Annotated in this window: 24 protein-coding genes; 4 read left to right on the forward strand and 20 right to left on the reverse strand. The window is 45.2% G+C overall.

All coding sequences use genetic code 11. The features are described from left to right. Position 1 precedes the first annotated feature (1 nt). Both BMY78_RS16480 and lpdA read right to left on the reverse strand, forming a co-directional pair. Positions 2–1,030 carry a thiamine pyrophosphate-dependent dehydrogenase E1 component subunit alpha gene (locus tag BMY78_RS16480; RefSeq protein ID WP_063565722.1) on the reverse strand — a complete coding sequence of 343 codons (1,029 nt, stop codon included), beginning with the start codon at positions 1,028–1,030 and terminating at the stop codon, positions 2–4. 139 nt (positions 1,031–1,169) lie between these two features. Beyond that, positions 1,170–2,594 carry a dihydrolipoyl dehydrogenase gene (lpdA, locus tag BMY78_RS16485; RefSeq protein ID WP_090900739.1) on the reverse strand — a complete coding sequence of 475 codons (1,425 nt, stop codon included), beginning with the start codon at positions 2,592–2,594 and terminating at the stop codon, positions 1,170–1,172. A 253-nt stretch (positions 2,595–2,847) separates the two neighbouring features. Between lpdA and BMY78_RS16490 the strand changes: the two genes are divergently transcribed. Both BMY78_RS16490 and BMY78_RS16495 read left to right on the forward strand, forming a co-directional pair. Continuing rightward, positions 2,848–3,171 carry a DUF2627 domain-containing protein gene (locus BMY78_RS16490; protein WP_064636780.1) on the forward strand — a complete coding sequence of 108 codons (324 nt, stop codon included), beginning with the start codon at positions 2,848–2,850 and terminating at the stop codon, positions 3,169–3,171. A gap of 186 nt (positions 3,172–3,357) precedes the next feature. After that, complete coding sequence (locus BMY78_RS16495; RefSeq protein WP_024630972.1) at positions 3,358–3,705, forward strand: potassium channel family protein; 348 nt, start codon at positions 3,358–3,360, stop codon at positions 3,703–3,705. Positions 3,706–3,713: 8 nt separating this feature from the next. Here BMY78_RS16495 and BMY78_RS16500 read toward each other — a convergent pair whose 3' ends face one another. Further along, positions 3,714–3,926 carry a hypothetical protein gene (locus tag BMY78_RS16500; RefSeq protein WP_064636776.1) on the reverse strand — a complete coding sequence of 71 codons (213 nt, stop codon included), beginning with the start codon at positions 3,924–3,926 and terminating at the stop codon, positions 3,714–3,716. Between the two features lie 184 nt (positions 3,927–4,110). Between BMY78_RS16500 and BMY78_RS16505 the strand changes: the two genes are divergently transcribed. Continuing rightward, positions 4,111–4,704 carry a thymidine kinase gene (locus BMY78_RS16505; protein WP_024630974.1) on the forward strand — a complete coding sequence of 198 codons (594 nt, stop codon included), beginning with the start codon at positions 4,111–4,113 and terminating at the stop codon, positions 4,702–4,704. A 223-nt stretch (positions 4,705–4,927) separates the two neighbouring features. On the opposite strand, the gene BMY78_RS16515 is transcribed toward BMY78_RS16505, so the two are convergent. From BMY78_RS16515 to BMY78_RS16540, 5 genes are all read right to left on the reverse strand, one after another. Then, positions 4,928–5,404, reverse strand: a complete 477-nt coding sequence (locus BMY78_RS16515) for a hypothetical protein (protein ID WP_024630975.1) — start codon at positions 5,402–5,404, stop codon at positions 4,928–4,930. A gap of 538 nt (positions 5,405–5,942) precedes the next feature. Next, on the reverse strand, positions 5,943–6,587 hold the full coding sequence (locus tag BMY78_RS16520; protein ID WP_090900744.1) for a hypothetical protein: 645 nt from the start codon (positions 6,585–6,587) through the stop codon (positions 5,943–5,945). A gap of 226 nt (positions 6,588–6,813) precedes the next feature. After that, a complete protein-coding gene (locus BMY78_RS16530) occupies positions 6,814–7,851 on the reverse strand; it encodes an NAD(P)/FAD-dependent oxidoreductase (protein ID WP_090900749.1) in 1,038 nt (345 codons plus the stop codon). Between the two features lie 158 nt (positions 7,852–8,009). Then, entirely contained in the window at positions 8,010–9,989 is a 1,980-nt protein-coding gene (locus tag BMY78_RS16535; protein WP_090900752.1) for an AraC family transcriptional regulator, read from the reverse strand. A gap of 186 nt (positions 9,990–10,175) precedes the next feature. After that, positions 10,176–12,134: an AraC family transcriptional regulator gene (locus BMY78_RS16540; protein WP_177185753.1), complete on the reverse strand. Its 1,959-nt coding sequence runs from the start codon at positions 12,132–12,134 to the stop codon at positions 10,176–10,178. Between the two features lie 276 nt (positions 12,135–12,410). Between BMY78_RS16540 and BMY78_RS16545 the strand changes: the two genes are divergently transcribed. Continuing rightward, positions 12,411–13,136 (forward strand): hypothetical protein, encoded by a 726-nt coding sequence (locus BMY78_RS16545; protein ID WP_090900758.1) that lies wholly within the window; start codon positions 12,411–12,413, stop codon positions 13,134–13,136. A 112-nt stretch (positions 13,137–13,248) separates the two neighbouring features. Here BMY78_RS16545 and BMY78_RS16550 read toward each other — a convergent pair whose 3' ends face one another. The 12 genes from BMY78_RS16550 to xseA all read right to left on the reverse strand — a co-directional run bounded on the left by BMY78_RS16550 (position 13,249) and on the right by xseA (position 26,414). Beyond that, positions 13,249–14,229, reverse strand: coding sequence for a GGDEF domain-containing protein (locus tag BMY78_RS16550; RefSeq protein ID WP_256222168.1), 981 nt, complete (start codon positions 14,227–14,229; stop codon positions 13,249–13,251). A 19-nt stretch (positions 14,230–14,248) separates the two neighbouring features. Then, positions 14,249–15,109, reverse strand: coding sequence for an EAL domain-containing protein (locus BMY78_RS16555; protein ID WP_090900761.1), 861 nt, complete (start codon positions 15,107–15,109; stop codon positions 14,249–14,251). Positions 15,110–15,424: 315 nt separating this feature from the next. Continuing rightward, positions 15,425–16,240, reverse strand: coding sequence for a sporulation transcription factor Spo0A (spo0A, locus tag BMY78_RS16560; RefSeq protein ID WP_076291888.1), 816 nt, complete (start codon positions 16,238–16,240; stop codon positions 15,425–15,427). A gap of 192 nt (positions 16,241–16,432) precedes the next feature. Then, positions 16,433–17,764 carry a SpoIVB peptidase gene (gene spoIVB / locus BMY78_RS16565; protein WP_090900763.1) on the reverse strand — a complete coding sequence of 444 codons (1,332 nt, stop codon included), beginning with the start codon at positions 17,762–17,764 and terminating at the stop codon, positions 16,433–16,435. A 120-nt stretch (positions 17,765–17,884) separates the two neighbouring features. Then, the gene (gene recN / locus BMY78_RS16570; protein ID WP_090900766.1) at positions 17,885–19,603 is read right to left on the reverse strand and encodes a DNA repair protein RecN; all 1,719 of its coding nucleotides are present in this window, start codon (positions 19,601–19,603) and stop codon (positions 17,885–17,887) included. A gap of 57 nt (positions 19,604–19,660) precedes the next feature. Next, the gene (ahrC, locus tag BMY78_RS16575) at positions 19,661–20,110 is read right to left on the reverse strand and encodes a transcriptional regulator AhrC/ArgR (protein ID WP_063565708.1); all 450 of its coding nucleotides are present in this window, start codon (positions 20,108–20,110) and stop codon (positions 19,661–19,663) included. Positions 20,111–20,231: 121 nt separating this feature from the next. Then, positions 20,232–20,720, reverse strand: coding sequence for a hypothetical protein (locus tag BMY78_RS16580; protein WP_256222170.1), 489 nt, complete (start codon positions 20,718–20,720; stop codon positions 20,232–20,234). 81 nt (positions 20,721–20,801) lie between these two features. After that, positions 20,802–21,647: a TlyA family RNA methyltransferase gene (locus tag BMY78_RS16585; protein ID WP_090900773.1), complete on the reverse strand. Its 846-nt coding sequence runs from the start codon at positions 21,645–21,647 to the stop codon at positions 20,802–20,804. A 68-nt stretch (positions 21,648–21,715) separates the two neighbouring features. Beyond that, the gene (gene dxs, locus BMY78_RS16590; RefSeq protein WP_090900776.1) at positions 21,716–23,623 is read right to left on the reverse strand and encodes a 1-deoxy-D-xylulose-5-phosphate synthase; all 1,908 of its coding nucleotides are present in this window, start codon (positions 23,621–23,623) and stop codon (positions 21,716–21,718) included. Positions 23,624–23,904: 281 nt separating this feature from the next. Further along, complete coding sequence (locus tag BMY78_RS16595; protein WP_090900779.1) at positions 23,905–24,810, reverse strand: polyprenyl synthetase family protein; 906 nt, start codon at positions 24,808–24,810, stop codon at positions 23,905–23,907. Further along, positions 24,803–25,060, reverse strand: a complete 258-nt coding sequence (gene xseB, locus BMY78_RS16600; RefSeq protein ID WP_063565703.1) for an exodeoxyribonuclease VII small subunit — start codon at positions 25,058–25,060, stop codon at positions 24,803–24,805. The genes BMY78_RS16595 and xseB overlap by 8 nt, the downstream gene beginning before the upstream one ends. Further along, a complete protein-coding gene (gene xseA / locus BMY78_RS16605) occupies positions 25,050–26,414 on the reverse strand; it encodes an exodeoxyribonuclease VII large subunit (protein ID WP_090900782.1) in 1,365 nt (454 codons plus the stop codon). The genes xseB and xseA overlap by 11 nt, the downstream gene beginning before the upstream one ends. Positions 26,415–26,416 lie beyond the last annotated feature (2 nt).

Consider the following 26,416-nt stretch of genomic DNA (forward strand, 5'->3'; position numbering starts at 1 on the left):
ATTACCGTCCCCCTTCTTCGCTGTCCGCATAAACGTGCGTCAGAGTGTCCTCAGGTTTCGGATATGGCGCGTTGTCTGCGTATTCAGTCGCTTCTTTCATTTCCAACGCAAGCTGGGAAGCCAAATCCGCATCCCGGGCTTCATCCCAGATGCCGCAATCGATTAGATAATTCTTCATACGAAGGACCCCGTCCTTCTTCCAGTTCTCTTCAACCTCTTCCTTGGTCCGGTATGCCAGATCATTGTCGGAAGTAGAGTGTGGAGACAAACGATACATCATTGCTTCAATAAGCGTAGGTCCTTCACCAGCGATTGCGCGGCGGCGAGCTTCTTTGACTGCACCGTATACTTCCAGCGCATCGTTTCCGTCCACACGAAGTCCGGGGAACCCGTACCCAAGTGCACGATCCGATATTTTACCACTCAGCTGCTTGTGGATTGGCACCGAGATGGCATACTGATTGTTCTCACACATAATGATCACAGGAAGTTTATGAACACCTGCGAAATTGGCACCTTCGTGGAAATCGCCCTGATTGCTCGACCCTTCGCCAAAAGTTACAAAAGAAACGAATTCTTGCTTCTTCATTTTGGCAGCCAGTGCAAACCCTACAGCGTGCGGAACCTGTGTGGTAACCGGGCTGGAGCCCGTTACAATCCGCAGCTTTTTGTGACCGAAGTGACCCGGCATTTGCCGACCGCCACTATTCGGATCTTCCGCCTTCGCAAAAGCAGACAGCATCAGCTCACGTGGAGTCATGCCAACCGCCAGTACAAAGCCATAATCGCGATAATACGGTAAATAATAATCGTGATCCCGGTCCAGACCAAAAGCAGCGCCTACTTGCGCCGCTTCCTGTCCTACACCGGATACGTGAAAGTTAATTTTGCCGGCCCGCTGTAAGAGCAAGCAGCGCTCGTCAAACTTGCGTGCGAGTAGCATGTATTTATACATATCCAATACTTCACCATCGCTAAGTCCCAGCTGTTCATGCCGATGGACCGCGTCTGCAGTACCTTTTGAACTCATATGAGGTACCTCCTTTTAATCAAAGCCTATGCCCGTCTTACTACCCGATCTTATAACCTGGTACTAAGACTTGGCTTAACCTTATTATAATCCCATTTGCCCAAAAAAGGAAAGGACCTTTCTCATAAGCCTGTCCGGCTTACATTCCAATCGATTTTCCGTCTACTGCCAACATGGCTTCACCCACGATTTCCGACAAAGTTGGATGAGGATGGATCGTCTGTCCCACTTCCCACGGTGTGGCATCCAGCATCTGAGCCAAAGAGGCCTCTGCGATCAGTTCCGTCACATGGGTACCGATCATATGTACACCCAATATATCATTCGTCTTGGCATCCGCGATTACCTTCACGAACCCATCCCGACTTCCATGAACCAAAGATTTTCCAATCGCCTGGAACGGAAACTTGCCTGTCTTCACTTCATAACCACGCTCTTTGGCCTCGCGCTCCGTGAATCCGATACTCGCTGCTTCCGGACGAGTATAGACACAGCGCGGGATTCGATGTGATTCGACGGCATGTACCGTTTCACCCGCCAGATGATTCACTGCCAAAATGCCTTCATGGCTCGCTGCATGCGCCAGTTGTAATCCGCCGATGACATCGCCGATTGCATAAATATGTCCCTCACCCGTTTGCAGATGTTGATTCACAGCAATAAATCCGCGTTCGAGTTTGATATCCGTATTTTCGAGTCCGATATTTTCGACATTGGCCTGACGCCCAACCGACACCAGCATCTTCTCCGCTTTCAGGGTCTCTTGCTTCTCATCCCCCAGCTTGACATCAATCTGAATACCGTCTTTCTGTATGTTATATGTCTCTGTCAGAACGCTAGCGCCTGTTAGGAAGCGAACACCGCGTTTCCCAAGCAATCTCTGCATTTCCTTGGCTACATCTTCATCCTCTGCTGGCAATACATGAGCAGCGGCTTCAACAACTGTAATTTCGACGCCAAAATCATTCAGCATGGAGGCCCATTCGAGGCCAATCACGCCACCACCAACAATGATCAGGGATGCCGGTAATTCGTCCATTCGCAAAGCTTCATCACTGCTCATTATGTATCGGCCGTCTGGCTCAAGACCCGGCAATACCCGCGGGCGAGACCCGGTAGCAATAATGAGATTGGTTGGCACAACCGTATCCATCTCGCCATCTTCAAACTCGACAGCCACTGCACCGCTCTGAGGAGAGAAAATGGAAGGTCCGATCACGCGCCCTTTGGCATGTACGACCTGAATTTTATTTTTTTTCATTAAATACTGCACACCTTGATGAAGCTGCTCCACAATTGCATCCTTGCGCGCCTGAACCTTCGGAAATACAAGTGTCGCTCCAGCTGTTTCAATTCCATACATTTCGCTCTCTTGGATCTCTGCGTACACTTCCGCACTTCGCAGCAACGCCTTGCTCGGAATACAGCCACGATGCAGACAGGTGCCCCCGAGCTTATCCTTCTCGATAATAACAACCTGTTTTCCTAATTGTGCGGCACGGATGGCAGCTACGTACCCTCCCGTTCCTCCTCCAAGAATGGCAACATCACATGTAATTGGCATCTTTAATGTTCTCCTCTATCCATATAATTTCATTACAATTTCAATATATTTGTAAGATGATAATTCAAATGATTCTCTTTTTCATAGACGTTATCTATATTCCATTGTACTCCCCTTGAGCAGTCAACTCAAAATTTGAGCCTGAAACGCATGGACAGCTTCTGGAAACCAAGCTATGATGGAATCAGGTATGACCTGTAAGCGCAACCTTTATTTTACGCCAACCTGTTCAACCTCAGGCAGAAGGAGTTTAATGGTGATGAATACTAGACTGATCTTTGCACGATTTGTGGCGATTATTGTTCTGGTCATTCCCGGGTTAATGGCAATGAAGGGTTTTCTGATGATGAAGGACGCCCTTTTCCTGTATTATGCCGAGCATGGGAACGAGCAGATCTCACCAGGTTTTCAATGGCTCTCCTTTGGTGGAGGACTTGTCCTGTTCGCCGCAGGCATGAGTTTTCTGGGAGGCTGGATTCTGTTCCGTGACCGCAAGCGTAATTATGTAGGCCCCCGTTTTCGTTCAAAAAGCGCACCCTCAGCCGACAAAGCAGAGACGCCCGGTACGACTTCCTGAGTCCGGGCTTTTTGTCATTTTTTCTGGCTACGCAACATTTCAACTTCCGAACTTTACATCTGCCTTTATATACGGTACTCGATCAGGTATAATGCTTATTTATTCAAACACGTATTTTGCATAAATTCAGAGTTAGCATCTTGAATATGCACAATGCCCACTCTTCCATAGACAGGATGGATCAACATGGTCTCATTTATCATTACGCTAAAAAGATTGCTTAAAGGCATTTTTCATGCCTTCAAGGACCAGAAGTTCCTGGCTCTGTTTGTATTAACTGCGGCGACACTTCTCTCGGGCACGTTATTTTATACCCGCGTTGAAGGGCTGCACTGGATTGATGCCCTCTACTTCTGCGCAGTAACGCTAACCACGGTGGGACATCCGGATTTTGTACCATCAACCGGATTCGGCAAGGCTTTTACAGTCATCTATATGTTTGCAGGTATCGGCCTCACCTTCGCCATGATTGCCAGAATTACAGCAGGTATTCTATTTCCCCGCAAATTGCAGACAGAAGAGAACCCGGAGTAGTCCCCGGGTTATTCGTATAATGCATCCCGCAGCTTTGTAGACATACGCGACTCTTTGGAAGAGGACTTCAGAATCGTTCTGCGTAACGTCAGATTACTGGCTTGCAGCCGCTCCGCTTCAGCGAACAAGTCTGCAAACAACGCCTGCGCAGCTTCGTCCAGGACTGACTGTCCTTTCAAACGTTCATATCGTTCTTGTAATTCGGATAATGCTTCACTCATCGTTAACACCTCTTTTCAATCGCTCCTGGCTTATGCACTACACTGCCGTAACCAACAGCTTAACAATCCATATAGTAACACAAAGCTGCTCAGATTAGTTCTGGCTCTTACTAAAGATTTTGTGGTACTCTGTAATGGTCGCTTTTTTTTGTTGAATCCCGTATGTGAGAGGAGTAGCAGAACTGTGCAAACAGGACGAATTACCGTAATTACAGGACCTATGTTTAGTGAAAAATCCGGTGAACTCATTCGCCGTTGTCAGAAATTAATTCAATTTGGCCGTAAAAAGGTCGTTGCTTACAAACCTGCCGAAGATGATCGGTTTGCCCAAGACGAGATTGTTAGCCGTATCGGCTATCGTCTGCCTGCTCATTCCATTCCCCGGCAATTGACCCCGGAATCCGTAGAAATGATCCTGACTCAAACCAAAGATGCTGATGTTGTTGCCTTTGATGAAGTACAATTTTTCAGCAGTGCCATCATGGAACTGGTCTCCGAGCTAGCCTACTGTGGCAAACATGTCATTGTGGATGGATTGAATATGGATTACCGTGGCAAGGAATTTGGATATGTAGGCGGTTTGCTCGCCATGGCGGATGACATTGAGAAACTGTCGGCATTCTGTGCCGTATGCGGAAGCCCGGATGCGGCTTTCACCCAGCGTATCGTTAATGGAGAGCCTGTAACGCTTGGACCAGTCGTCATGATTGGCGATTCAGAAGCTTATGAGCCGCGCTGTCGCTGCTGCTTCATTCCTCCTCACAAAGTTGAATGCTGAGCTGATTCAGTTTTTCAATGATCAATCTATAGGTTCTGATCGGCGGTATCTGCTGCTACAGGTTTCCTGAGATTTCAAAAAAAGCCCCTGAGGGCTTTTTTTATTATATCTCCATTTTACCAGCATACCCTTAATATACCTCTCCTTATCTTCGTCATTAGCCCTTTCTGTGTACACAAAAAAGCACCGCCTCACAGCGATGCTTCCCATTCCTCATCTCCCGCTAGTCCCGGGAAACAAAATATTTGTTGGTCATGTAGTAAGCGTCGCCACGCGACGTTTCTACCATTCCTTTTTTGGCATCCAAAAATACAATTTCTTTGCACTTGGTGCAATACCATTTGGTGCGCTTATATGGAGATTCCGTAACATATGCCGTGCCACATTTGCAATCAATCTTCATTAATAACTCAGTTGATTTATATGCGCTGGACAAACGTTCCATGTTATCCTGCTGCTGTGTAGGCATAATCGTCTGCTGATAATCCGATAAATGATTCTGAACTTTGAAATCTGCTACCAACCCTGCATTCAATCCAAAAAACTCCTTGCCGATTTCGGTCACGAAGCGCTTCTCATTTCTGTAGCAATCCAGCCACTCAATAATCTGCTTATTTGACAGTGGAACCGTACCCTTGATACCGCTGTTTAAGGTGTAGGTCATGATGTATAAAGTATCGTCTTGTCTACCTGAGTACATTAGAATCCTCCTTCGAATACATTTGCTAATGTACTACAAAAACGCTCATAAATCAAAGCAATGTTATTTCCTGAGCGTATCTCTTCCTTATTAAAGGGGCAACATTCCTCGATGTTCCGCCAATGATTTACAAGAACTGCATACACCTGTAACATTTCCCTGGGAAGTCGCATAATGCACAATAGACTTCACTTTTTTACTACAGATGGAACAATAATACCTCCTTTCCTTCCTGGGAGTATAGTCGGATAGGTTTACTACGTTTGAGGTTGATTTGAACCTGCGCATAAAGTTGAGCCATTTCATCTCTTTCTCTCTCTTCCTTGTTTGCCTTCTAAGGGGTGAATTGCTTATGTTTAGGCAAAAATTGATCCTGCATTGGTTATGTATACGATTCCAAGTTGTACATGCCTATCTCATATTCTATTCGACGTTTTGAGCCTTTTTCCTGTTTTTGATCTCTATGCATACAAAAAAAACCGACAGAACCCGCCCCTTCCTCTTGTAAAAGTAAGGAACTTCCGTCGGTTAACTAGCCTTATTTATAAAACGTTCCAAGAACCTCCAGCGCGGGTGAGCGCTCAATTCGAAACGGATAGATATATCCCTGATTCAGCTTCACAAACTTTCGGCTCCACAGATCAAGTCCAGATGTAAACTGGTACGCCTGATATATAAATTTGGAACAATAGTTTCGTTCAATGCTGCGCAGATTCGTCTGCAATCGATAGAATTTCACCTGCTTATAATGATCATGCACCCACTGCGCTGCCTTCACACCAGCCTGATTCAAACGGGAACGAAATACAATGAAACGGTCCCCCTCATAAAAGCGGGTAACGTACCATTCCAAGGAATCGGCAAACACAGGTCCATAAGGGTGTACGTGATACACTTTACCGTCGAGTCCAATAATCCCCATATGCCCGGCGTAATAAGTCGATTCCGAACTTGGCGTATATAAAATATCTCCCGGCTCCAGCTTCATCTGGCCCAAAGCGATAATAGGCAAATCCTGATGCAGCCTCCTGGCTGCTGAACGTGCGCGCCGGCCTTCCACCAGAAGTCGGTGCATTTTCCCAGCAACAGCGAGATAGACTTCCGACCATTTGATGCGTTTTTTCTCAGGGCCTTTGAACCACCGATGCATGAATGTGGATATACGTTGAATTTCTTTTTTCATAATTGTGCACTCCACTCTAATCTGTTTAACGTTTCTTGATGTTTCTCCTCACTTCTAAGGCTCATTATAGACAGTTGATGATGCATGTTCAATTCCGGTGCCTGTTCTATGTTGTGCAATTTGAGGAGGTTCATACCGAAAATGGAAACAAAAAAAGCAGTTCCGACATCAGCCAGAACTACTTCGTTTGATTTGAACAATTGGAGTTGAATTATATGAAGAGATTCTATTCTTCCACAACACCAAGTGCTTTATTTTTCTCCTTAAAACGGCTGTTATGGGAAGACACATAGGCAACTTTCTCTGCCTCAGGGTCCATATACAGTTTTGCACTGTTTACCGCGAGGGCCGCATCCGTAAATGTACCAGCAATCAGATACAGTTTACTTCCATAATCTACAAAGTCTCCTGCAGCGAAGACGCCTGGAATATTCGTTTGCAGCTTCTCTGTTGTGGTGACATGCCATTCACCAAGATCAAGTCCCCAATCCCGGATCGGGCCAAAATCACTCTTCATGCCATGGTTGACGATAATCGCATCCACATCAAGAACTTCACTCTCACCTGTCTCAACATGGGATATCGTCACCTGTTCGATGATCTCCCCACTTTGACTATGTAGGGTATCAACGGCGTATGGTGTACGAATATCCACTGAGGATTCTCTCATCCGCAGTACATTACGCTCCAATCCGCCAAAGCGGTCACGACGATGCACCACCGTCACTTGCTCTGCCAACGCTTCAAGTTCATTGGCCCAATCCACCGCGGAGTCACCCCCACCCGAGATCAGTACCCGTTTGCCACGGAAAGGTTCCAGCTCCTGTACTGTGTAATGAAGGTTCGTAACCTCATAACGGTCAGCGCCTTCAAGCTCCAGCTTCGCCATTTTATATATTCCATACCCGATCGCCAATATGACGGTACGTGTCCAGTGTTGTTCTCCTGTATGCGATGTCAGCAGAATTGTGCCATCAGGCTGACGTTTGAATCCTTCAATTTGCTGTTCGAACACAATCGTTGGCTCAAACGTTCTCGCCTGTTCTTCCAGCTGTTTAATCAAATTTTCACACAGAATCGGGGTAACGCCGCCAACGTCCCAGATCATTTTCTCTGGATAAAAGAGCATGCGACCACCCAATCTATCCTTCGCCTCAATCAACTTGGTCTTCATATCACGCATCCCGCTGTAAAATGCAGAATACATGCCGGCAGGTCCCCCGCCGATAATTGTTACATCATATAATTCCAAATGCTGATCCATGTAGTTACCTCCATCAGTTCGATCCAAACCACTCGACTATTTGATATCGATTCTCATTATCACTCTTTTCCTAGTCTAATGGGAAACTTATCAAATTACAATGGCTAAAATTCAAACATTTCTTATACAAAACTACCATCGGTTTGATTATCTGTTGATTACTTTACTTTGGGAGCTGCGAGTAGATGCTCGACAACAAAATCGATTTGCTTGTTGATGGAATAGATATCCGAGTAATAGAAGAAATCAAAATCAATCTCGATTAGACGGCCTTCTTTGATAGCGGGTATGCTATTCCAGATTGGATTATCGTTAAGGTTATCTGCCCCTTCATATACCGAACGAAACACGTAGTCTCCCATATACTCAGGAAGAACTTCCATGGACAAGGTCGAACCTGCAGCGTCGGAAACGGCGTCAATTTTTTTCTGGACCGCTTCAGGTGCTTTCATTTCCAAGTACTCGTATATAGCCTGAGATCCTCGGCCGTATTGCTTACTTTCTACAATGACCATCTCTTTCAGCCCACCCTCGACGATGGAGGCCGTTTTGTCCAGTATACCTGCATCAGCAAGTTTTTTCTTGCTCTCTTCAACTTTACTGTTAAGATTGTCGATTAAAACGTCTGCTTCCTGTTCTTTGCCGAAAATGCTAGCGATACTATGAAGTCTTTCTTCCGTTGTCATTTTCTCATATGGGACATACACAGTTGGTGCAATATCTTTTAATAGCGTGTAAGTCTCTTCTGAAGGAACAATGATCAAATCCGGGTCCAGATCAATGACAGCCTCAGGGTTTGGTTCGAACCAGGTGCCTAGTGAATTTACCCCTTCAAGCTCATTCTTATATGCAGCCCCATCAAATACGTCAGACGTCGCAATAGGCTTAATTCCAAGCGCTACAACATCTCCTTGAAGATAAAGTACAACCACCCGTTTAGGATTTGCCGGGACAACAACATCACCTTTAACCGTGGAGACCGTGCGTGTTCCATTTTCATTGTTCGTTTGACTACCTGAATCTGATGATGAAGATGCGGCTGTGCTCGTAGATGAGTTCGTATTCGTACCTTCCCCCGTAACTGTTGTTGTTGCAGAGCCAGCGGAGCATGCCGATAAAAGCATTGTGATGCTTAAAAGTGCAACCAAAATCATGCTGGAGCTTGTTTTTCTTCTTTTCATTGATGTAGACCCTCCGTCTATATATTGATAATGATTCTCATAATCAATATATCCTCGCTTCCATCTCCAGCCAATGGATGATTCGGAGAATTGTAATGGACGATCCTCTGCCAGGGTCTGGTTCCTTATTTTCTGCTGATAGAGTGTGGGGGACAGGCCCACATGTTTTTTGAAAATACGGCTGAAATAATACACATCCGTGTATCCCACTTCTGCCGCGATTTCGCGCAGGGTGGCATCGGATCGCACAAGCAGATTCCGGGCCTTGGTCAGTCTCGTTTGAATGAGATAATCAATCGGACTGTGTCCTGTCTTTCTTTTAAATTGCATAGATAAATGACGGGAGCTGTAGTTGAATTGTTCAGCCAGAAAATCCAGAGTCACCTGTTCCCTATAATGCTCCTGGATGTAGCGAAGTGTTTGCTCAATAGGGTCTGGAAGCACTGTTCTGACTTCCTGCTCTGCCAATTGAAACAACAGCTCATGAATAAATTGGTAGAACAAACTTTTTACTTGTAGCAAGTCCAGTCTGCTCGCCTGATCCCACGCTTTCTCCAGTTCTTCAAAATAGCGCAATATAGCAAGAGGATTGCTCGGCGTAAATCCATATTGCAAAGAGAACGGAGCAATCTGAGGAGGTTGTGACAACCGCCATGTTTTACGATGAGTTGGGAACGCAAGGAATGCCCTGTAGAACAGCAAGTAATATTCAAACTTTTCGCTCACCCGAATATCCAGTGATGATCCTTTACCACCATGCAGAATACAGAATCGCTGTGCTTCGTGTGTTTTCCCATCCAATTTAAGTTGAGCTGCACCCCGAATGCTGTATATAAAAGCGTTTGCCGGAAGCAAATAGGACTCCTGTATCTCCCCTGCCTCCATGACGATCCGGCGTATATCCAGAATTTTAACAGCCGCATGATTCCAGCTTTGCATCTGTTCGTTTAATTGCATCGATTACTCTCCAATCCCAGTCTCACCAGGAACAAAGACCTTGTACAAGTCATTATTCTGCAAACCATCCTTAACTGAAGCGTTATGGTGGTTCACTATTATTCCTTCATTATAGATGATAATAATTTTCATTATCAACTGAATTTTGACCAGGATTCAATTTCATCAACCAATGATCCGAAAGATTTACTTTTGATCCGGTGTCTTCGTGAACCAAGCTGCCAATTCCTCGGTCTGATCCAACGTTGCAATAGGGTCAAAGTACCATGAACGATCCGGACTCCAGATAAACACACGATCATTCTTAACGGCATCAAGCGAACTCCATACTGGCTTGGATTTCAATTCCTCCAAAGTTAGGTTGTCTGCCGTAAGAATAATGTAATCACCGGCAAATTCGGGTATGGATTCGGACGAGACTTCAACAAGCTGATCTTTCATTAATATCTCTTTTTTGTCTGCCGGAGGATTCAATCCGAGAGCACTGTACACAGCCTGACCTCCACGCCCAAAATTATCACCAAAGGCTAACGGTCCTTTATCGTAAAATTGCATAACGGATACTTCTGCATCTGCGTCGATTGCTTCACTTACACGCTTCTTGGCATCCGCAATTCGTCCGTCGTAGTCGGCCAACCATGACTCAGCCTCTTTTTCTTTGTTCAACGCTTTACCGAAATAAGCGATTTCTTCATGGGTATTTTTCAACTCTCCATAAGGAATAACAAGCGTAGGCGCAATTTTGCTAAAAGAATCAAACAAATCAGGATCACCCGTGACAATCAGGTCTGGTTGAAGTTCCAATACCTTTTCAAGAGAAATGGTTTCGTATTCACCAATATTCTCTACGCCCTCAAGTGATTTGATAAAATACGGATTCTTCAGATTCATTTCCGGTGTACCGACTGGCTTGATTCCCAGAGCAATCAGGCTTCCCAAATATAAATCAACTACAATTCGCTTGGGTTCAGCCGGTACCGTGATATCTCCCTTAATTGTCGAGATGATCCGAGGCACGGGAGCGCTCGATTGGCTATCTGCCGTTACTGTGCTGGTGGCACTCGAAGTCCCATTTCTTCCGGCGGTTTCTCCAACAGAATTACTAGTTGCCCCTGGCGAGCAGGCACTCAGCAGTAAAGTAAGACTTAATAAAATACTAAGCAGCATTCCCGTTCTGGTCTGTCTATTCATGTACAATGACCCTCCGTGTTTATATTGATAATGATTATCATCATCGTTATAAACATACCTTCCCACTCTTCCACTGGAAATGTCATTTCGCGCCAAGGTCGATGTCAGATCAGGCCATTTAAGGGGTCCAGATGTTTTCTCCTTGAACTGAAGTGGAGAAACACCTGTATGTTTTTTGAACATACGTCCCAGATAATATCCGTCCGGATAACCGATGCCTGCTGCAATCTCATCCAATGTAGCGTCGGTATGCAGCAGCATCTCCTTGGCCTTGAACAAACGGAACTGAATCAAATAATCGATTGGACTATAACCCGTGGCCTGCTTAAACTTGCGGGACAGACTTCTGGGACTGCTGCCAACCTTCTCTGCCAAAACATGCAACGTCAATGGCTCCGCATAAGATGATTCCACAATTTCGATGACTTTGCTGACCTGATCCGTAACGGAATAGCGAGATGCAGCATGAGGAATTTGTGCTGATACTTGCTCTACAAAAGGATAAAACAGGCTTTTTGCCTGAAAATGATGTATGGGGTTCTTTTGATTCCATAACGTGTATATCTGTTTTACTTGCTCATACAGCACAATTGGTGACTTGGGGGCAAAACCATAGGTTAGCTGAAATGGGTTCATGTGCTCCATCATGTTGCCCAAATCGGTTCTTCCTCCACTTGGCAGACTTACTTTGTACATAAGGTAAAACAGGTTCAATCCGGATTGTCCAGCTTCAATATGCAGCACGCTTCCCTTTCCACCATGGAGAATATAAAAACGACTCACTTCATGCTTCTGGTCGTTTATCGTCACATTGGATTTACCCTGGATGGTGAACACAAATGTGCTCGCAGGAAATTTATAGGTTAGCTCCTCAGTTGGCCTTAACTCCATATAACGTATATCCGCAATACTCACAGCAGCATAGTTCCAGAGTATGTAATAATTATTCCACATTTCATTAACCCAACTCCGTCTAATAAATTGACTAAACAGTCCTTCACTCATTGATAACCATTATCATTTATTATTAACAAGTAAGCAACACACAAGTGAAAGTCAACTTATTCGTCAGGGTATCTTCATTTGCTTCTCGTAACATTTCATATATGTAAGTAGCCACGATATAACTATGAAAGGGAAAAGATTATGAATTCAATTTGACCTGCCTCCAAAAGCAGCTTCACCTCAGGGAGTCAAGTCTCCAGTAGAGATAAGGAAATTCAGGGACTTATGAAACAAAAAATCAGGCTTAATGAAGAACTGCAATCTGTCAAATCTAATGATCAGTTGGACTCCATAATTAAGGCAGAACGAGTTAAATCTATAACGAGTTTCATCCAACAGGTCGATAATCAAATCGCTCAAATCAAAAGCGAGGAGATTCAAGAAAAAAATAAATTGAAGCAGTCTGAGCAACCTAAGCAACAGGAGCCGCAACCGTCTGAGCTCTCTGGTGAAAATCAGGCTCCGGCAATGGGTCATCTAATCAAACATAGCCAGACTTATGATCAGTTAGGCAAACTGGTAGGTTTGCGTGATCGCATGCACGGGTCCATTCAAACACTAGAAGGGGAAACCCGCTTCGACCGCATCGTTCTCGATAATGACGCTGGAAACGATATGGGCAAGTCGATGATGCTGGAGAACGCTGAACAAACTGTTTTTCAAATGAAGCGTGAGATGGTCCAAGAGATTGATTCTCAAATCCGTAAGGTTGATCAGTCTATCGGGGAAAAATTAAAAGAAATCAACCAACCGGTACCAACAGAAGCTATCCATTCTACTCCACCATCTCATGCAGATGAAGATCAGGAAGTAAATAAAGAGAATAAGGCTGAAAATAAATCGAAGATTTCCAATGCTACGCAGAATGATAAAGACCCAGGAAAAATTCAAGAGACTCAATCCAATGCATCCCCTGTCCCATCCTATACATCGCTCGACATTCGGGTTTAATTAGATTACATAATGGATAACTATTCTCCAATAAAAAACCGTTATTTACAGGTCTCTTCTACCTTTAAATAACGGTTTTTTCCGTATCTAATGTTTTTCCCGACATTACTGGTTATACGGCTTCCTCATTCCCACAAATAATGCTGCCATTTACCGATTTACATACTTTTTTAATCCGGGTCGCCTCACTCACAATTTGATCAATGTTTTCATACTGTTTTCTACGGTTCGTGACCACAGCGATCGACACCGATACAAGCGGGATAGCTCGGTTCAGTCCAGAACGCCCTTCGCCCAAAACATATTGTTTATCCAAGTCCTCCTGATTGTAAAACGCTCCCTTGATCTGCTCAAAACCTGTTATCACCTCTTCACAAACGTGCCTAAATTCATGATGATTTAATATCACAATAAAATCGTCTCCACCGATATGGCCAAGAAAAGCCTCTGGGAAAACAAAAAGCTTCCGGAGCAGGTTAGCAGTAGCTTGAATGAGCTGATCTCCCATTTTGAACCCATAGCTATCATTGTAGGATTTAAAGTAATCCAAATCTATGTATAGAACACTAAAATAATCAAGCTGTAGTAACTGATCCAATCGTTCATCTATAATTCGGTTACCTGGAAGACCTGTCAAGGGATTCATGAAAATCGCCATCTCGGCTCGAACATCCGCAACAGCAAGCAGCAGACGTCGGATACTAACTGCTCCATACAAGACGCCTTCAGCTGTTATAAGTACTAGATCGTATAACTCTTCTTCAGATCGATTCATAGCCAGAAGGCTTACATCCGTAATCTGTTCAGCGTAATCAACGACTAGTGCCCGCGCGTTCATAACCAGTTCCACCGGGCGTCCCATATACAAATTATAGCCGTACTGTGTACCAATCTGCTGGAAGAAACGAGCTCGCATCATTAATGACACCCCTTGTTCTCCCATAACTGCCACACCTTCCAGATTGGGATTTGATTTAAAAAGATTGTAGACGATATCACATTTTGTTTCAGGCGCTACTACAGGAATCGTATCGGCTATCTCACCTATTTGCGTAAATATACCATTCGCCTCCTCTATACCTAGCCATACCATCTACTTTTTAAATCCTTAATTACCCGGGAAAAGATAAGGGAGACGGCCTTAATACTGTGTCAGGCCTTCCAAGGGCGTAACCCTGACCGTATTCGATACCTTCACGTCGTAAAAAATGAATTTCCTCGTAACGCTCGATGCCTTCCGCGATGATACTGGTCCCCGAGTCGACAGCAAATTGTTTAAGAATTCTAACAATGTGCTGCTGATCCGGATGTGTATCCACTCGACTAATCAGCGCTCTGTCCAATTTAATAAAATCAGGTTTTAGACTTACAATCGCCTTCAGACTGCTATACCCGGAACCCGCATCATCAATGGCAATCCGAAAGCCCTGTGAGCGATAATTCGAGAGTATGCGTTCGAATTCTACATAGTCCTGGACTGCCTGTTTTTCGGTTAGCTCGAAGACCACTTGCTCAGGGGATAGACCATAACTGTTCAATAGACTGATTGTTTCTCCGCTGCGGTAAGTAGAATCCGCTAAAACTTGAGGATGTATATTTAAAAAACCAACGGTACTGTCGGGATAACATTCTGTAGTTAAAGAGTCTCTGAATCTTTCAATCGAAATCTCACGACAGAAGCGTTCAAATGTGAACACCTGATCCGTATGACCAATGAATTGATAAAAAGATTCTGCATTTGGAAAAAGATCAGATATGGGAGGACGGTTTAATATCTCGTATCCAAGACATCGCCCGTCCTGCAGATTCAAAATTGGCTGAAAATATGTAGTAAGCATTCTATTACGCATAATTTTTTGCAGTCCGGTGAATTGTCTGTAACTAAGCATAGAATGTTGAAGTGATTTATGTACATATTTCAGAGAATTGTATAGTTCATTTATGTATGTACAGAAAAAAGTCGTTCTCTTCATTTAATTCATCCTTTATACCTATAATGTGGATCTTGTCAGTGGTCACATCGTACCACTTTCTTGCTGAGAAAGCGTTAACTGCAAGTAAAAGTTTGTAAAAAATTTCACCATTCAAAAATTTATATCTGAAAAAGCCTCACTACAGCCACTCCTGTTTAATAAAGATTGCTTCATTTTTCTAAAAAGGAATTCCATATTATTCGCGCAAAAAAACACCACGTTCTAATGGTCTTGGAAGACTCAATAAAAACGTGGTGTTCGCTTATGTGTAAATAAGTATTTATTGGGTTCAGGTGATCGTTATTCCTGATCCTTTCAGGACACCTTATGCTCAATTCTCAGCTTGTCAGCAACCATCGCGATGAATTCGGAATTCGTCGGTTTCGACTTGCTGATGTTGATCGTATAGCCAAACAGGTGGCTGATGCTGTCGATGTTGCCACGTGTCCAAGCCACTTCAATGGCATGACGGATGGCTCGTTCGACGCGAGACGGCGTTGTTTTGAACTTTTCGGCAATCGCTGGGTACAGGGTTTTGGTGATGGCACCCAAAATTTCGATATTGTTATACACCATGGTGATGGCTTCGCGTAAATACTGATATCCTTTAATATGCGCAGGAACGCCGATTTCATGTATGATGGACGTAATGCTTGCATCCAAATTTTTGTGTTTACCCATCGGTACCACGTTGGACTTGTTCATAAACATCGATGAACCGCCACCACCACCTGTGGAGATCGTAGTTTGCGTGCCCACCAGTTGACGCACACGATTCGCGAGCACTTCCATGTCAAACGGTTTCAGGATGTAATAAGAAGCTCCGAGTTGCACGGCACGCTGCGTGATATTCTCTTGTCCGAAAGCCGTAAGCATAATGACTTTGGGCTGTGGAGACAGATTCAGGTTGCGCAGACGCTCCAAAACACCAAGTCCATCCAGGTGAGGCATAATAATATCCAGAATGAGTACATCCGGTACATCGCGAGTCTGCTCCAGCAACTGCAGCACTTCTTCTCCATTGTATGCAATTCCGGTTACTTCCATATCTTCCTGTTCGGATATATATTCGGCAAGCAAATTCGTAAATTCACGATTATCATCGGCCAGCAATACCTCAATTTTTTGCAAAACGGTATCCTCCTTTAATTTAAACATCGTTTCGTACATTTCCTTACAGGTTAAATTTTCGACACAGGGGAGGAAATTCCTTCTGTCGAAAATTATTTTTCTTTATTTTTTTTTCGCATTGCTATATAATAAATAATTTATTTCATTATCCGATATTATATGTTTCCATTCGACAAAAAAACCTTAAGGAGGTTAACCCGCCTTAAGGTTTTTCGCATGTTCCTTTTTCATCATGACTCCTGCATCCTGTAGCATCCACTCAATGAAGCAGCCATAACCTGATTTCGGATCATTGACAAACACATGGGTCACAGCACCAATCAGTTTACCGTTTTGCACAATGGGGCTGCCGCTCATGCCTTGCACAATGCCTCCGGTCTTATCCAGCAGCTTTGGATCTGTGATTCGAAGCACCAGGCCTTTGGTTGCCGGTTCGGATTGGTCTGCTACGTGTACAATATCAATCGAGAATCGTTCCACCTGCTGGCCCTCAACGACAGTGAGAATTTCCGCAGGACCTTCTTTTACTTCATGGGAAAAAGCAACGGGAATGCCTTTTGAATACAAGCTATGTTCAGGATTACCGGACATTTTACCAAAGATACCAAAAGCCGTATTACGTTCAATATTGCCCAGAATTTTGCTTTCTTTCAGGAAATGAGCTCGTTTTTCCCCCGGATCACCGGACTCACTCTTGGAGATCGATGTTACATTAGACTGAACAATCTGACCACTACCAACAACGATGGAGGTCTGTGTGTTCATATCCGTAATAACATGTCCCAGAGCGCCATATACGCCCTGATCCGGAGCATAAAAGGTTAATGTCCCTACACCTGCAGCAGAGTCACGAATGTACAATCCCAGCCTCCAGGCTTTGTCTTCGGCATCATAAGCCGGTGTCAAACGCGTCTTAACTGTTTCTTTGCCGCGTTTTAACACCACATCAATTCCTTTTTTGCTCTTGCCTGCAAGCTCAACAGCTTCAGCTACGCCCGATACACCATCAAGACGTTTACCGTCCATATGAGTAATCAGGTCCCCGAGCTTAATCCCTGCTGATTCTCCAGGGGATACACGTTCATCTTGTCCAGAACGGACCAGATGGTGCCCCACAACCAGAATACCTGCAGATTTTACTTTGACGCCAATGGTTTGTCCCCCGGGTACTACACGCAAATCCGGAATCACGTTTACGTTAACCGTTTTCACCGGAATTTTGCCCCACAACTTCAACGTTAATTTGGCATGTCCCGTTTGTTGGGGATGAAGATGCAAAGGTTGTTGCTTCGTTACATGGACCGCAGTTTCCTTTCCATCAAAACCAATGATGTCAGGACGGTCCACAACAGCGCTTGAAGCAGCCGGTACAGCGAGATGAACGTCAGCTTGCCTGCCTGCAAATACCTGAAGTTCATCAGGCAATGAAGCATAACTTTGCACAGGCTGAATGACCTGGCTGATCACACATAGAAAGAAGGCAAATAAAAGACCTAGCAATTTCTTCCTGAGGGGGGAATTCAATGGCTGTCACACTCCCTTTGCTTCTTTCGCTTGACGAAAGGTGGTCGCCAATTGCGTACCTATAAGATAACCTCGCCCCCAGGCTTTTATTACTGTCAATCATTACGCCAGCCGCTCGTTTCACCCTTTTTTGGCTTCCGCCAAATTCAACATTTCCTGTGCATGATGCAGCGTTTTTTCTGTAATTTCCACTCCGCCCAGCATACGTGCCAATTCCTTCACTCTGCCTTCGTCTGACAGCGACTCCACTTGTGTCATCGTGCGTCCATCATACACATGCTTTTCGATGAGATACTGATGATCCGCCATACAGGCGACCTGTGGCAAGTGAGTAATAGAGAATACTTGGCAAGTGGAGGACAGGCGATATAATTTCTCCGCAATGGATTGTGCTGCTCTTCCGCTTACCCCCGTATCCACCTCGTCAAAGATCAACACAGGAATCCGGTCATGACGTGCGAAAATACTCTTCATCGCCAGCATCATTCGGGACAACTCACCACCGGAAGCAATCTTGCCGAGCGGACGTAAAGGCTCACCTGGATTCGGAGAAATCAGGAATTCTGCATTATCTGCACCCTGACGCGTAAGACGAATGCGACGCCCATTCCATTCAATCCCTTTTGCATCTTCAAAAGGCGTAATCTGAACGCGTAACGTCGTTCTCTCCATCTGCAGATCCTTTAGCTCACTCTCCACCTGCGCTGCAAGTTCCTCGGCACATTGTTTACGAACCCGGCTGAGCTCCTCCGCAGACTCCATGACTAATTTGAGCAATTTGTCACGTTCATTACGCAGCTTCTCCAGACGTTCATCCTTGTTCTCCAGCTGGTCGGTCTCATGGCTAATTTGTTCATAATAATTCAAAATAAGTTCCACACTGTCGCCGTATTTCCGTCTGAGGCCAGAAATCAGATTCAGCCGCTGTTCCACTTCTTCCAATCTACCCGGGTTAAATTCGATCTTCTCCCGATAATCACGCAACTGAAACGTCGCGTCCTCCAGCTGATAAAATGCAGACTGGAGCTGTTCAACAATAGGCTGCAAGCCTTTGCTGTCATATCCTGATATATCTTCAATTCGTGACAATGCGATACTTACAGCTTCTAACCCACGTTGACCGCTAAGCAAATCATATGCACCAGCAACACTGTCCATCATTTTCTCGCTATGGGATAGTTTGACCCGTTCTTCTCCGAGTAATTCATCCTCACCCTGTGTTAGAGAAGCCGCTGCAATCTCTTCAAGCTGAAAGCGATACATGTCCAGCAATTGATACGCACGTTGACTGGATTCCTGAAGTGCACGCAGTTCTTTTTCCGCCGTAATAAATTTACTGTAGCGTGCCTGATATTCCGTTTTGACTGGACCGATGATTGCTGCCCCGTATGTATCCAGAAGCCCCAGATGACTTTCTGCGCGCAACAAACTTTGATGTTCATGTTGTCCGTGAATATTAATTAATTTCTCTCCAACTTCACGGAGCATCGTTAAATTGACCAATTGGCCGTTAATACGAGATGTACTTTTGCCTTGGGTATTCAGTTCACGGCGAATCACGAGATGCTCCTCCGGCTCACAATGGATACCAAGCTTCTCCAGCGTTTCCCATACCGGATGGCTTGGCTCCATTTCAAACAGAGCCTCCATCTCGGCCTTCTCACATCCATAACGGATCAGATCGGCAGAGCTTCGTCCACCTGCAATCAAACCCAGGGCATCAATAATAATCGATTTACCTGCTCCCGTTTCACCAGACAAGACATGGAAGCCCGGGTGGAAAACCACATCAACTTCTTCTACAACAGCCAGATTACGAATCGACAATGTTACTAACATCTGCAAAAACACCTCCGGAAGACTCACTCAGAAATTATGTTTTTGAACCATTATATTCTAGGAAATATAACCCATAATCCGCTCGATTACGGTCACACTGTTACTTTCCGTCCGGCAGATAATGAGTATCGTATCATCTCCACAGATGGTGCCCATCACTTCAGTCCACTCAATATTATCGAGCAAGGCAGCAATGGAGTTAGCTGTGCCAGGCAAACACTTCATCACGACCAGATTGTTTGTATGATCGATGTGTAAGAAGTTATCCACGAGGGCCCGTTTCAGTTTCTGAATCGGATTATATCGTTGGTCTGTAGGCAGCGAATACTTATATCGTCCATCATCCATCGGGATCTTGATTAAAAGAAGCTCCTTAATATCCCGTGATACCGTGGCTTGAGTCACCTGAAATCCGGATTTCCGCAAAGCTTCAACCAGATCATCCTGGGTTTCAATTTCGTTTTGACTAATGATTTCACGTATCTTAATGTGTCGTTGTCCTTTCATACATGCCTCCAGTTAAAAGTTCAATGTATTGCATCAAATGACTAATTCTAATTTCCTTAAAGTTTGCCATCCATTATTCCTCATTCGTTATATAAACAACTTTCAGGCTCCATAAGTACCCTTAGTCCAGATCATCTCCATCGTACACGTCTTCCTGATAGTCCATGAGTCTGATGACCTTGATATCCAATTCCTCCATGTCCACATACAGCAGCCCTTCACAGCCGGGATATAACAATAAATAATACAGGAAGCGATCGCGCAGGGAGGGCCCAGTAAATTCAAGAGGTTGCCTGCGACGGGACGTCTTCACCAGATATCTCTCATCATCACGCTCGGCTACATAATCAATGAACAGCCTGCTGTAATAAACGGATTCATCCGCTTCAATAGCTAAAGGAACTTTCATTTTACCTCCGATGACTTCATATCCTTCCGCTTCAAGCAGATCGACTGCCGGTGAATCCTGAATTTCTGAATTCAGTTGCATACCCGACAAGCTTACCGGAATCGGACGATTAACCCAATTACGAAAGCCAAAGAACAGCCAAATAATCAAGCAGACAGCAAGTACACCAATAACCATTGTGTCATATTGCCCATCCATCATCGCTCACCTCGAAGACATATTCGAGCTTCGACAACCGATTTCCTTTTATAATGTCACCTTTCCAGCGAAAAGAAACCCATCCTATGATGAGTTTCCTGTAAAAGTATGGGCAGCTTCCATTGCAACTTGATCTGCAAGTGCATCAAGTGAAGCCTGAACGTTCTCTTGTAGTGTTGCTTCTGGTTCTTCCAGACGCCAGTGAGCGAGAAATTCGATATTGCCTTCTCCGCCTGTAATCGGCGAAAATGTTAAACCGTTCAGCTTTAATCCAAGTTCATTGGCGAAACGAAGCATCGTCTGCAAAACGTCCTTGTGAACCTTAGTATCACGAACAACGCCTGACTTGCCAACTTTCTCACGGCCTGCTTCAAACTGGGGTTTAATTAAGGCTACAATGTCTGCCGGTTGCTTCAGAAGTGCCAGCAACGGTGGCAAAATAATTCTCAGCGAAATAAAAGATACATCAATACTGGCAAAATTCGGCACAGGTCCATGTAGATCTTCTGGAGTCACATAACGAAAATTGGTTCTTTCCATTACAGTAACCCGTTCATCATTACGGAGTGACCAATCCAGCTGATTATAACCTACGTCGATGGCATATACATGAGATGCGCCATGTTGTAAGGCACAATCGGTAAATCCACCAGTGGATGAACCGATATCGAGCATCACAAGTCCATTCATGTCGAGATCGAAGTGACGGATCGCTTTTTCAAGCTTTAATCCGCCTCTGCCGACATAGGGATGTACTGAACCCTTTACTTTCAGTTCGGCTTCCCGTGGAATCTTCATGCCCGCTTTTTCAATCCGCTCATTGTTGGCATATACCAGACCAGCCATGATTGCAGCTTTTGCCTTCTCACGACTTTCGTAATATCCCTGCTCAACCAGCAGAACATCAATTCGTTCTTTCGGGAGTGACATGTCTTTCTCCTATCATCTAGTAATCCTAATTAATCAATAATGTGTTCCAGTTTCTCTAATTGTTCCTGTTATGAAGGGAACCGAGTTCTGGACATACCAAATGAAGATTGGGCTGCCATGCTGCGCAGCTCCGAACTCACATTCTCAACCGTGAGTCCCACTTCAGCTCTTTGATCCTCAATACTGCCATGTTCAATGAATCGATCCGGAATGCCCATCAGTTGCACATGAACATCATGCAGCCCTTGTTCTGCGTAAAACTCCAGAACTGCACTGCCCATACTGCCTGCTTGGGAAGCTTCTTCAAGCACAATTAACTTCGTGCCTCGAACTGCCAGATCACGCAGCATCTGCTCATCAAGCGGTTTAAGGAAACGAGCGTTAATTACACCAACCGTAATCCCTTCTCTTTTAACCGTTTCGGCAGCTTCTTCAGCAAGCTGTACCATTGATCCCGAAGCGATAATTGCATAGCCTTCTGATGGACGAAGCTGTTCCCATGTACCGATTGGAATCGGAATGAGTTCATCGTCAAGAGGCACCCCTACAACATTGTTTCGTGGATAACGATAAGCAATCGGGCCTTCGTTATATTCAAGCGCCGTCTTCATCATATGGCGCAGTTCATTCTCATCCTTAGGCATCATCAGTACGATATTCGGAATATGACGCATAAACGCTACATCATACACACCTTGATGTGTTTCACCATCCGGACCGACAAATCCGGCACGGTCAATGGCGAATATGACATTGGCGTTATGACGACAAATATCATGTACAATTTGATCATACGCACGTTGCATAAATGTCGAATAGACCGCAAATACCGGCTTTAACCCTTCCATAGCCAGTGCTGCACACATGGTTGCTGCATGCTGTTCGGCAATACCCACGTCAATCATGCGATCAGGGAATTCCTTACTGAAAGGAATGAGACCCGAACCTGTTGGCATGGCCGGTGTTACCGCTACAATTCGTTTATCCTGCTTGGCAAGATCAACCAACGTTTTACCAAAAACTTCCGTATACATCGGTTTGCCCACAGCTTTGAGTACTTGACCTGATTCAATTTTGTACGGAGAAATTCCGTGCCATTTGTGTGAATCGGCCTCAGCCGGCTGATAGCCTTTACCTTTGGTTGTCAGTACATGAACCATTACAGGCCCATCTACGTTATCCGCCTGTTTGAACGTTTCAATCAATTTCGGAATGTCGTGTCCATCAATAGGTCCCAAATAGGTGAAGCCCAGCTCTTCGAACAGAACCCCTGGAACCATCATATATTTGACACTATCTTTAATCCAGCTCGCCGATTTGGCCAAACGATCCCCGATGGCAGGAATTTTTTTGAGCATTCCTTCCACGTCATCCTTGGCTTTCAAATAATGGCGATCCGAACGAATTTTGCTCAAATATTTATGCATTGCCCCAACATTCGGAGCAATGGACATTTCATTATCATTGAGGATAACCATCAGCTTTTTCTGTTCATGACCAATGTGATTGAGAGCTTCAAAGGCCATACCACCTGTAAGCGCTCCATCCCCGATCATCGCGATGACCTGATTGTTTTCACCCTTAAGATCACGGGCAAGCGCCATGCCCATTGCAGCAGATAACGATGTACTGCTGTGGCCCGCTTCCCATACATCATGTTCACTCTCGTTACGTTTAACAAATCCGCACAAGCCATTATGCTGACGCAGTGTATCGAAGCGATCCATCCGCCCCGTTAGAACCTTGTGCACATAAGCCTGATGCCCTACATCGAAAATCATTTTGTCCACTGGACTGTTATAGCAATAATGCAGGGCTACCGTGAGCTCAACCACTCCTAAGTTGGGTGCGAGATGGCCCCCTGTAACGGACAGCTTCTCAATCAGAAACTGCCGGATCTCTGCCGACAAAAGAACGAGATCATCCTGAGACATCGACTTTAGATCACTGGGTTGTTTAATTTGTGGAAGCAGCACGAGAATCTCCCCGCTTTCCTAGATTGTTTGATTTGGTGTAATCCATATATACACAGTTTATTAAATAACATTAAAACATTATAACATAAAAGAACAAGAATCATAATTTACGGCACTTTACTCCAGATAACGAGTATTTTCGCCAGCATGGTTCGTATGATCTTCCTCAATATGTATTCACATACCTACTTGGACCAACCCTTCCTCATGAAGCCCAGAAAAAGCACATTAAATTGATTAAACGATTCCGAATGATTTGAAACAGTTACCCTCAACCAAAACTAATGATCTCGACTCATCAGATAATCTGCGATCTCCATCAGTCGGGAAGGGTCAGGTAACTCCGCTCTAACAAGTGCATCTTTAGCTGATTGCGTCAGGGACTTCACCTCTTGAAGAGAGGCATCCATGCCAATAAAATAGGGGTATGTGACCTTCTGCTGATTCACATCACTTTGCGTTTTCTTGCCCATTTTCTGCTCGTCACCCGTCAGGTCCAGAATATCGTCCTGAATCTGGAATGCCAGCCCCAGGTCTCTGCCAAATACACGCAGCGCCTCCAACTGTCCTTCTGTCGCACCACCAATACGAGCGCCAGCAATGAGGGAAAACACAATTAAATCTCCGGTCTTGTGCAGATGAATATATTGCAATTGGGCAAGATCTGTCATGCCCTGCTCGCCTTCCATATCGGCCACTTGTCCGCCAACCATGCCTCTCGCTCCTGCCAGTTCGGACAAATCCTCCACAATGGACAATAATGCGTCTGCTGACACACCGCTGCGACGACCTGCCTGAACAATACTGTAAAAAGCATGCGTTAACAGTGCATCGCCAGCCAATATAGCAGTCGCTTCACCAAACACTTTGTGATTCGTTAATTTTCCCCTGCGATAGTCGTCATTATCCATAGCAGGCAGGTCATCGTGGATCAACGAATACGTATGAACCATCTCCACGGCGCAGGCTACCGGCAATGCAGCTGTACGCTGTGCACCGAAGGCTTCCGCCGCAGCAACGACCAGAAGTGGACGAAGGCGTTTGCCCCCGGCCATAAGTGAATACTGCATCGCGTCAACCAGTGACTGAGGCACATCCCAGTGAACAGGAAGAGCCTGCCTCAACTCTCCCGTCACTTCAGCTGTAACTTCCTCAAGATACGTTTCAAACGAAGGACGATTACTCATTGACTTCACCGCTTTCGTCGACGGCAGCGCCGAACGGTTTCTTGCGAAGTTCCCCATCCTCTTCTACGATCATCTCGATCTTACGTTCCACTTGTTCCAGCTTCAAACCACAAAGTTGGGAAAGCTTCATTCCGCGCTGAAACAAATCGATGGCCTGTTCCAGTGGAACATCACCATGCTCAAGCTGACCTACGATGTCTTCCAATGCCGCCATTGCCTCTTCAAAATTCAATTCCGGTTCATTCGCCATGGGTATTGTCGTCCTCCTTCATTCCCCAAACCTGACAGTCCAGCTGTCCGTCTGTTAATTTAATCTTTATCGAATCTCCAGGCTGTACATCCTTCATCGATTTGATCAATCGTTGCTCCTGCTCGTCGTATACAAGGCTGTATCCGCGTGACATAACTTTGAGCGGGCTTAGCGCATCCAAATGACGTACAGATGATTTCCACTGCTGCTGCTTCGCTCTCGTAATGGATCGGATTGCAACCTCCAGCTGACGCCGGGCTGATGCATTCTCCCGTCTTGCAGCATTCACCTGTTCACGTGGATTGAACCGCTGCAGCGCTGCACGCAAACGCTCCTGTTTCTCGGTCGTCCATTTCATACGTGTATCTACAGTTCGCAGAAGACGCTGTTGCAGCATATCCAGCCGCTCCGTATGCTGCATTAAGGTACGTCTGGGATGCACAAGCACAGGTGATCGTTGCAATCTGGCCAGTCGCTCCCGATTATGAACAGCACGCTGACGTAAACTGTGCTGCAGCTGACGCTGGCGCTGAGCGATCTGATCAAGCAGCTCAGCTCGATTGGGTACTGCCAGTTCGGCAGCAGCCGTAGGTGTTGCCGCCCGCAGATCAGCAGCAAAATCGGCAATCGTAAAATCCGTTTCATGCCCAACCGCTGAAATCACAGGAATGGCAGAACCCACAATTGCTCTTGCCACGATCTCCTCATTGAAAGCCCATAGCTCCTCCAGTGATCCGCCGCCTCGTCCAACAATCAGCACATCGACTTCTCCCATTCGGTTAAGGTTATTGATGGCCTTCACAATGGATGGAGCCGCACCTTTACCTTGAACGAGTACTGGATATAGAATCACTTGGGCAGATGGATATCTGCGCTGCAATGTAATCATGATATCCCTTACCGCAGCACCTGTAGGTGAAGTAACCACACCAATCGTCTGTGGAAAACGGGGAATCGGCCTTTTCCGTGATGCAGAGAACAGCCCCTCGTCTTCCAGCTTTTTTTTCAGCTGCTCATAGGCCAAATACAGACTTCCAATACCGTCCGGTTGCATGTGTGTGGCATAGAACTGATATTGTCCATCCCGCTCATATACCGAAACATTACCACGAGCAATAACCCTTGCACCCTCCTTCGGTACAAAGGGCAATCGTTGATTATGGGAAGCAAACATAATGGACTTAATTCGGCTGTCCTTGTCCTTCAATGTAAAATACATATGACCGCTGGAGTGATGTGTAAAATTGGAGATCTCTCCGCGCAGCCATACATCCGACAGTACCTGATCCGATTCCAGTTTCATCCGGATGTATCGGTTCAGGTCTTTGATGGAGTAGATCTTTTGATCTGCCACAG

Origin of the sequence: Paenibacillus sp. OK076 (assembly GCF_900110055.1) — a bacterium.
Classification (GTDB): Bacteria; Bacillota; Bacilli; order Paenibacillales; family Paenibacillaceae; genus Paenibacillus.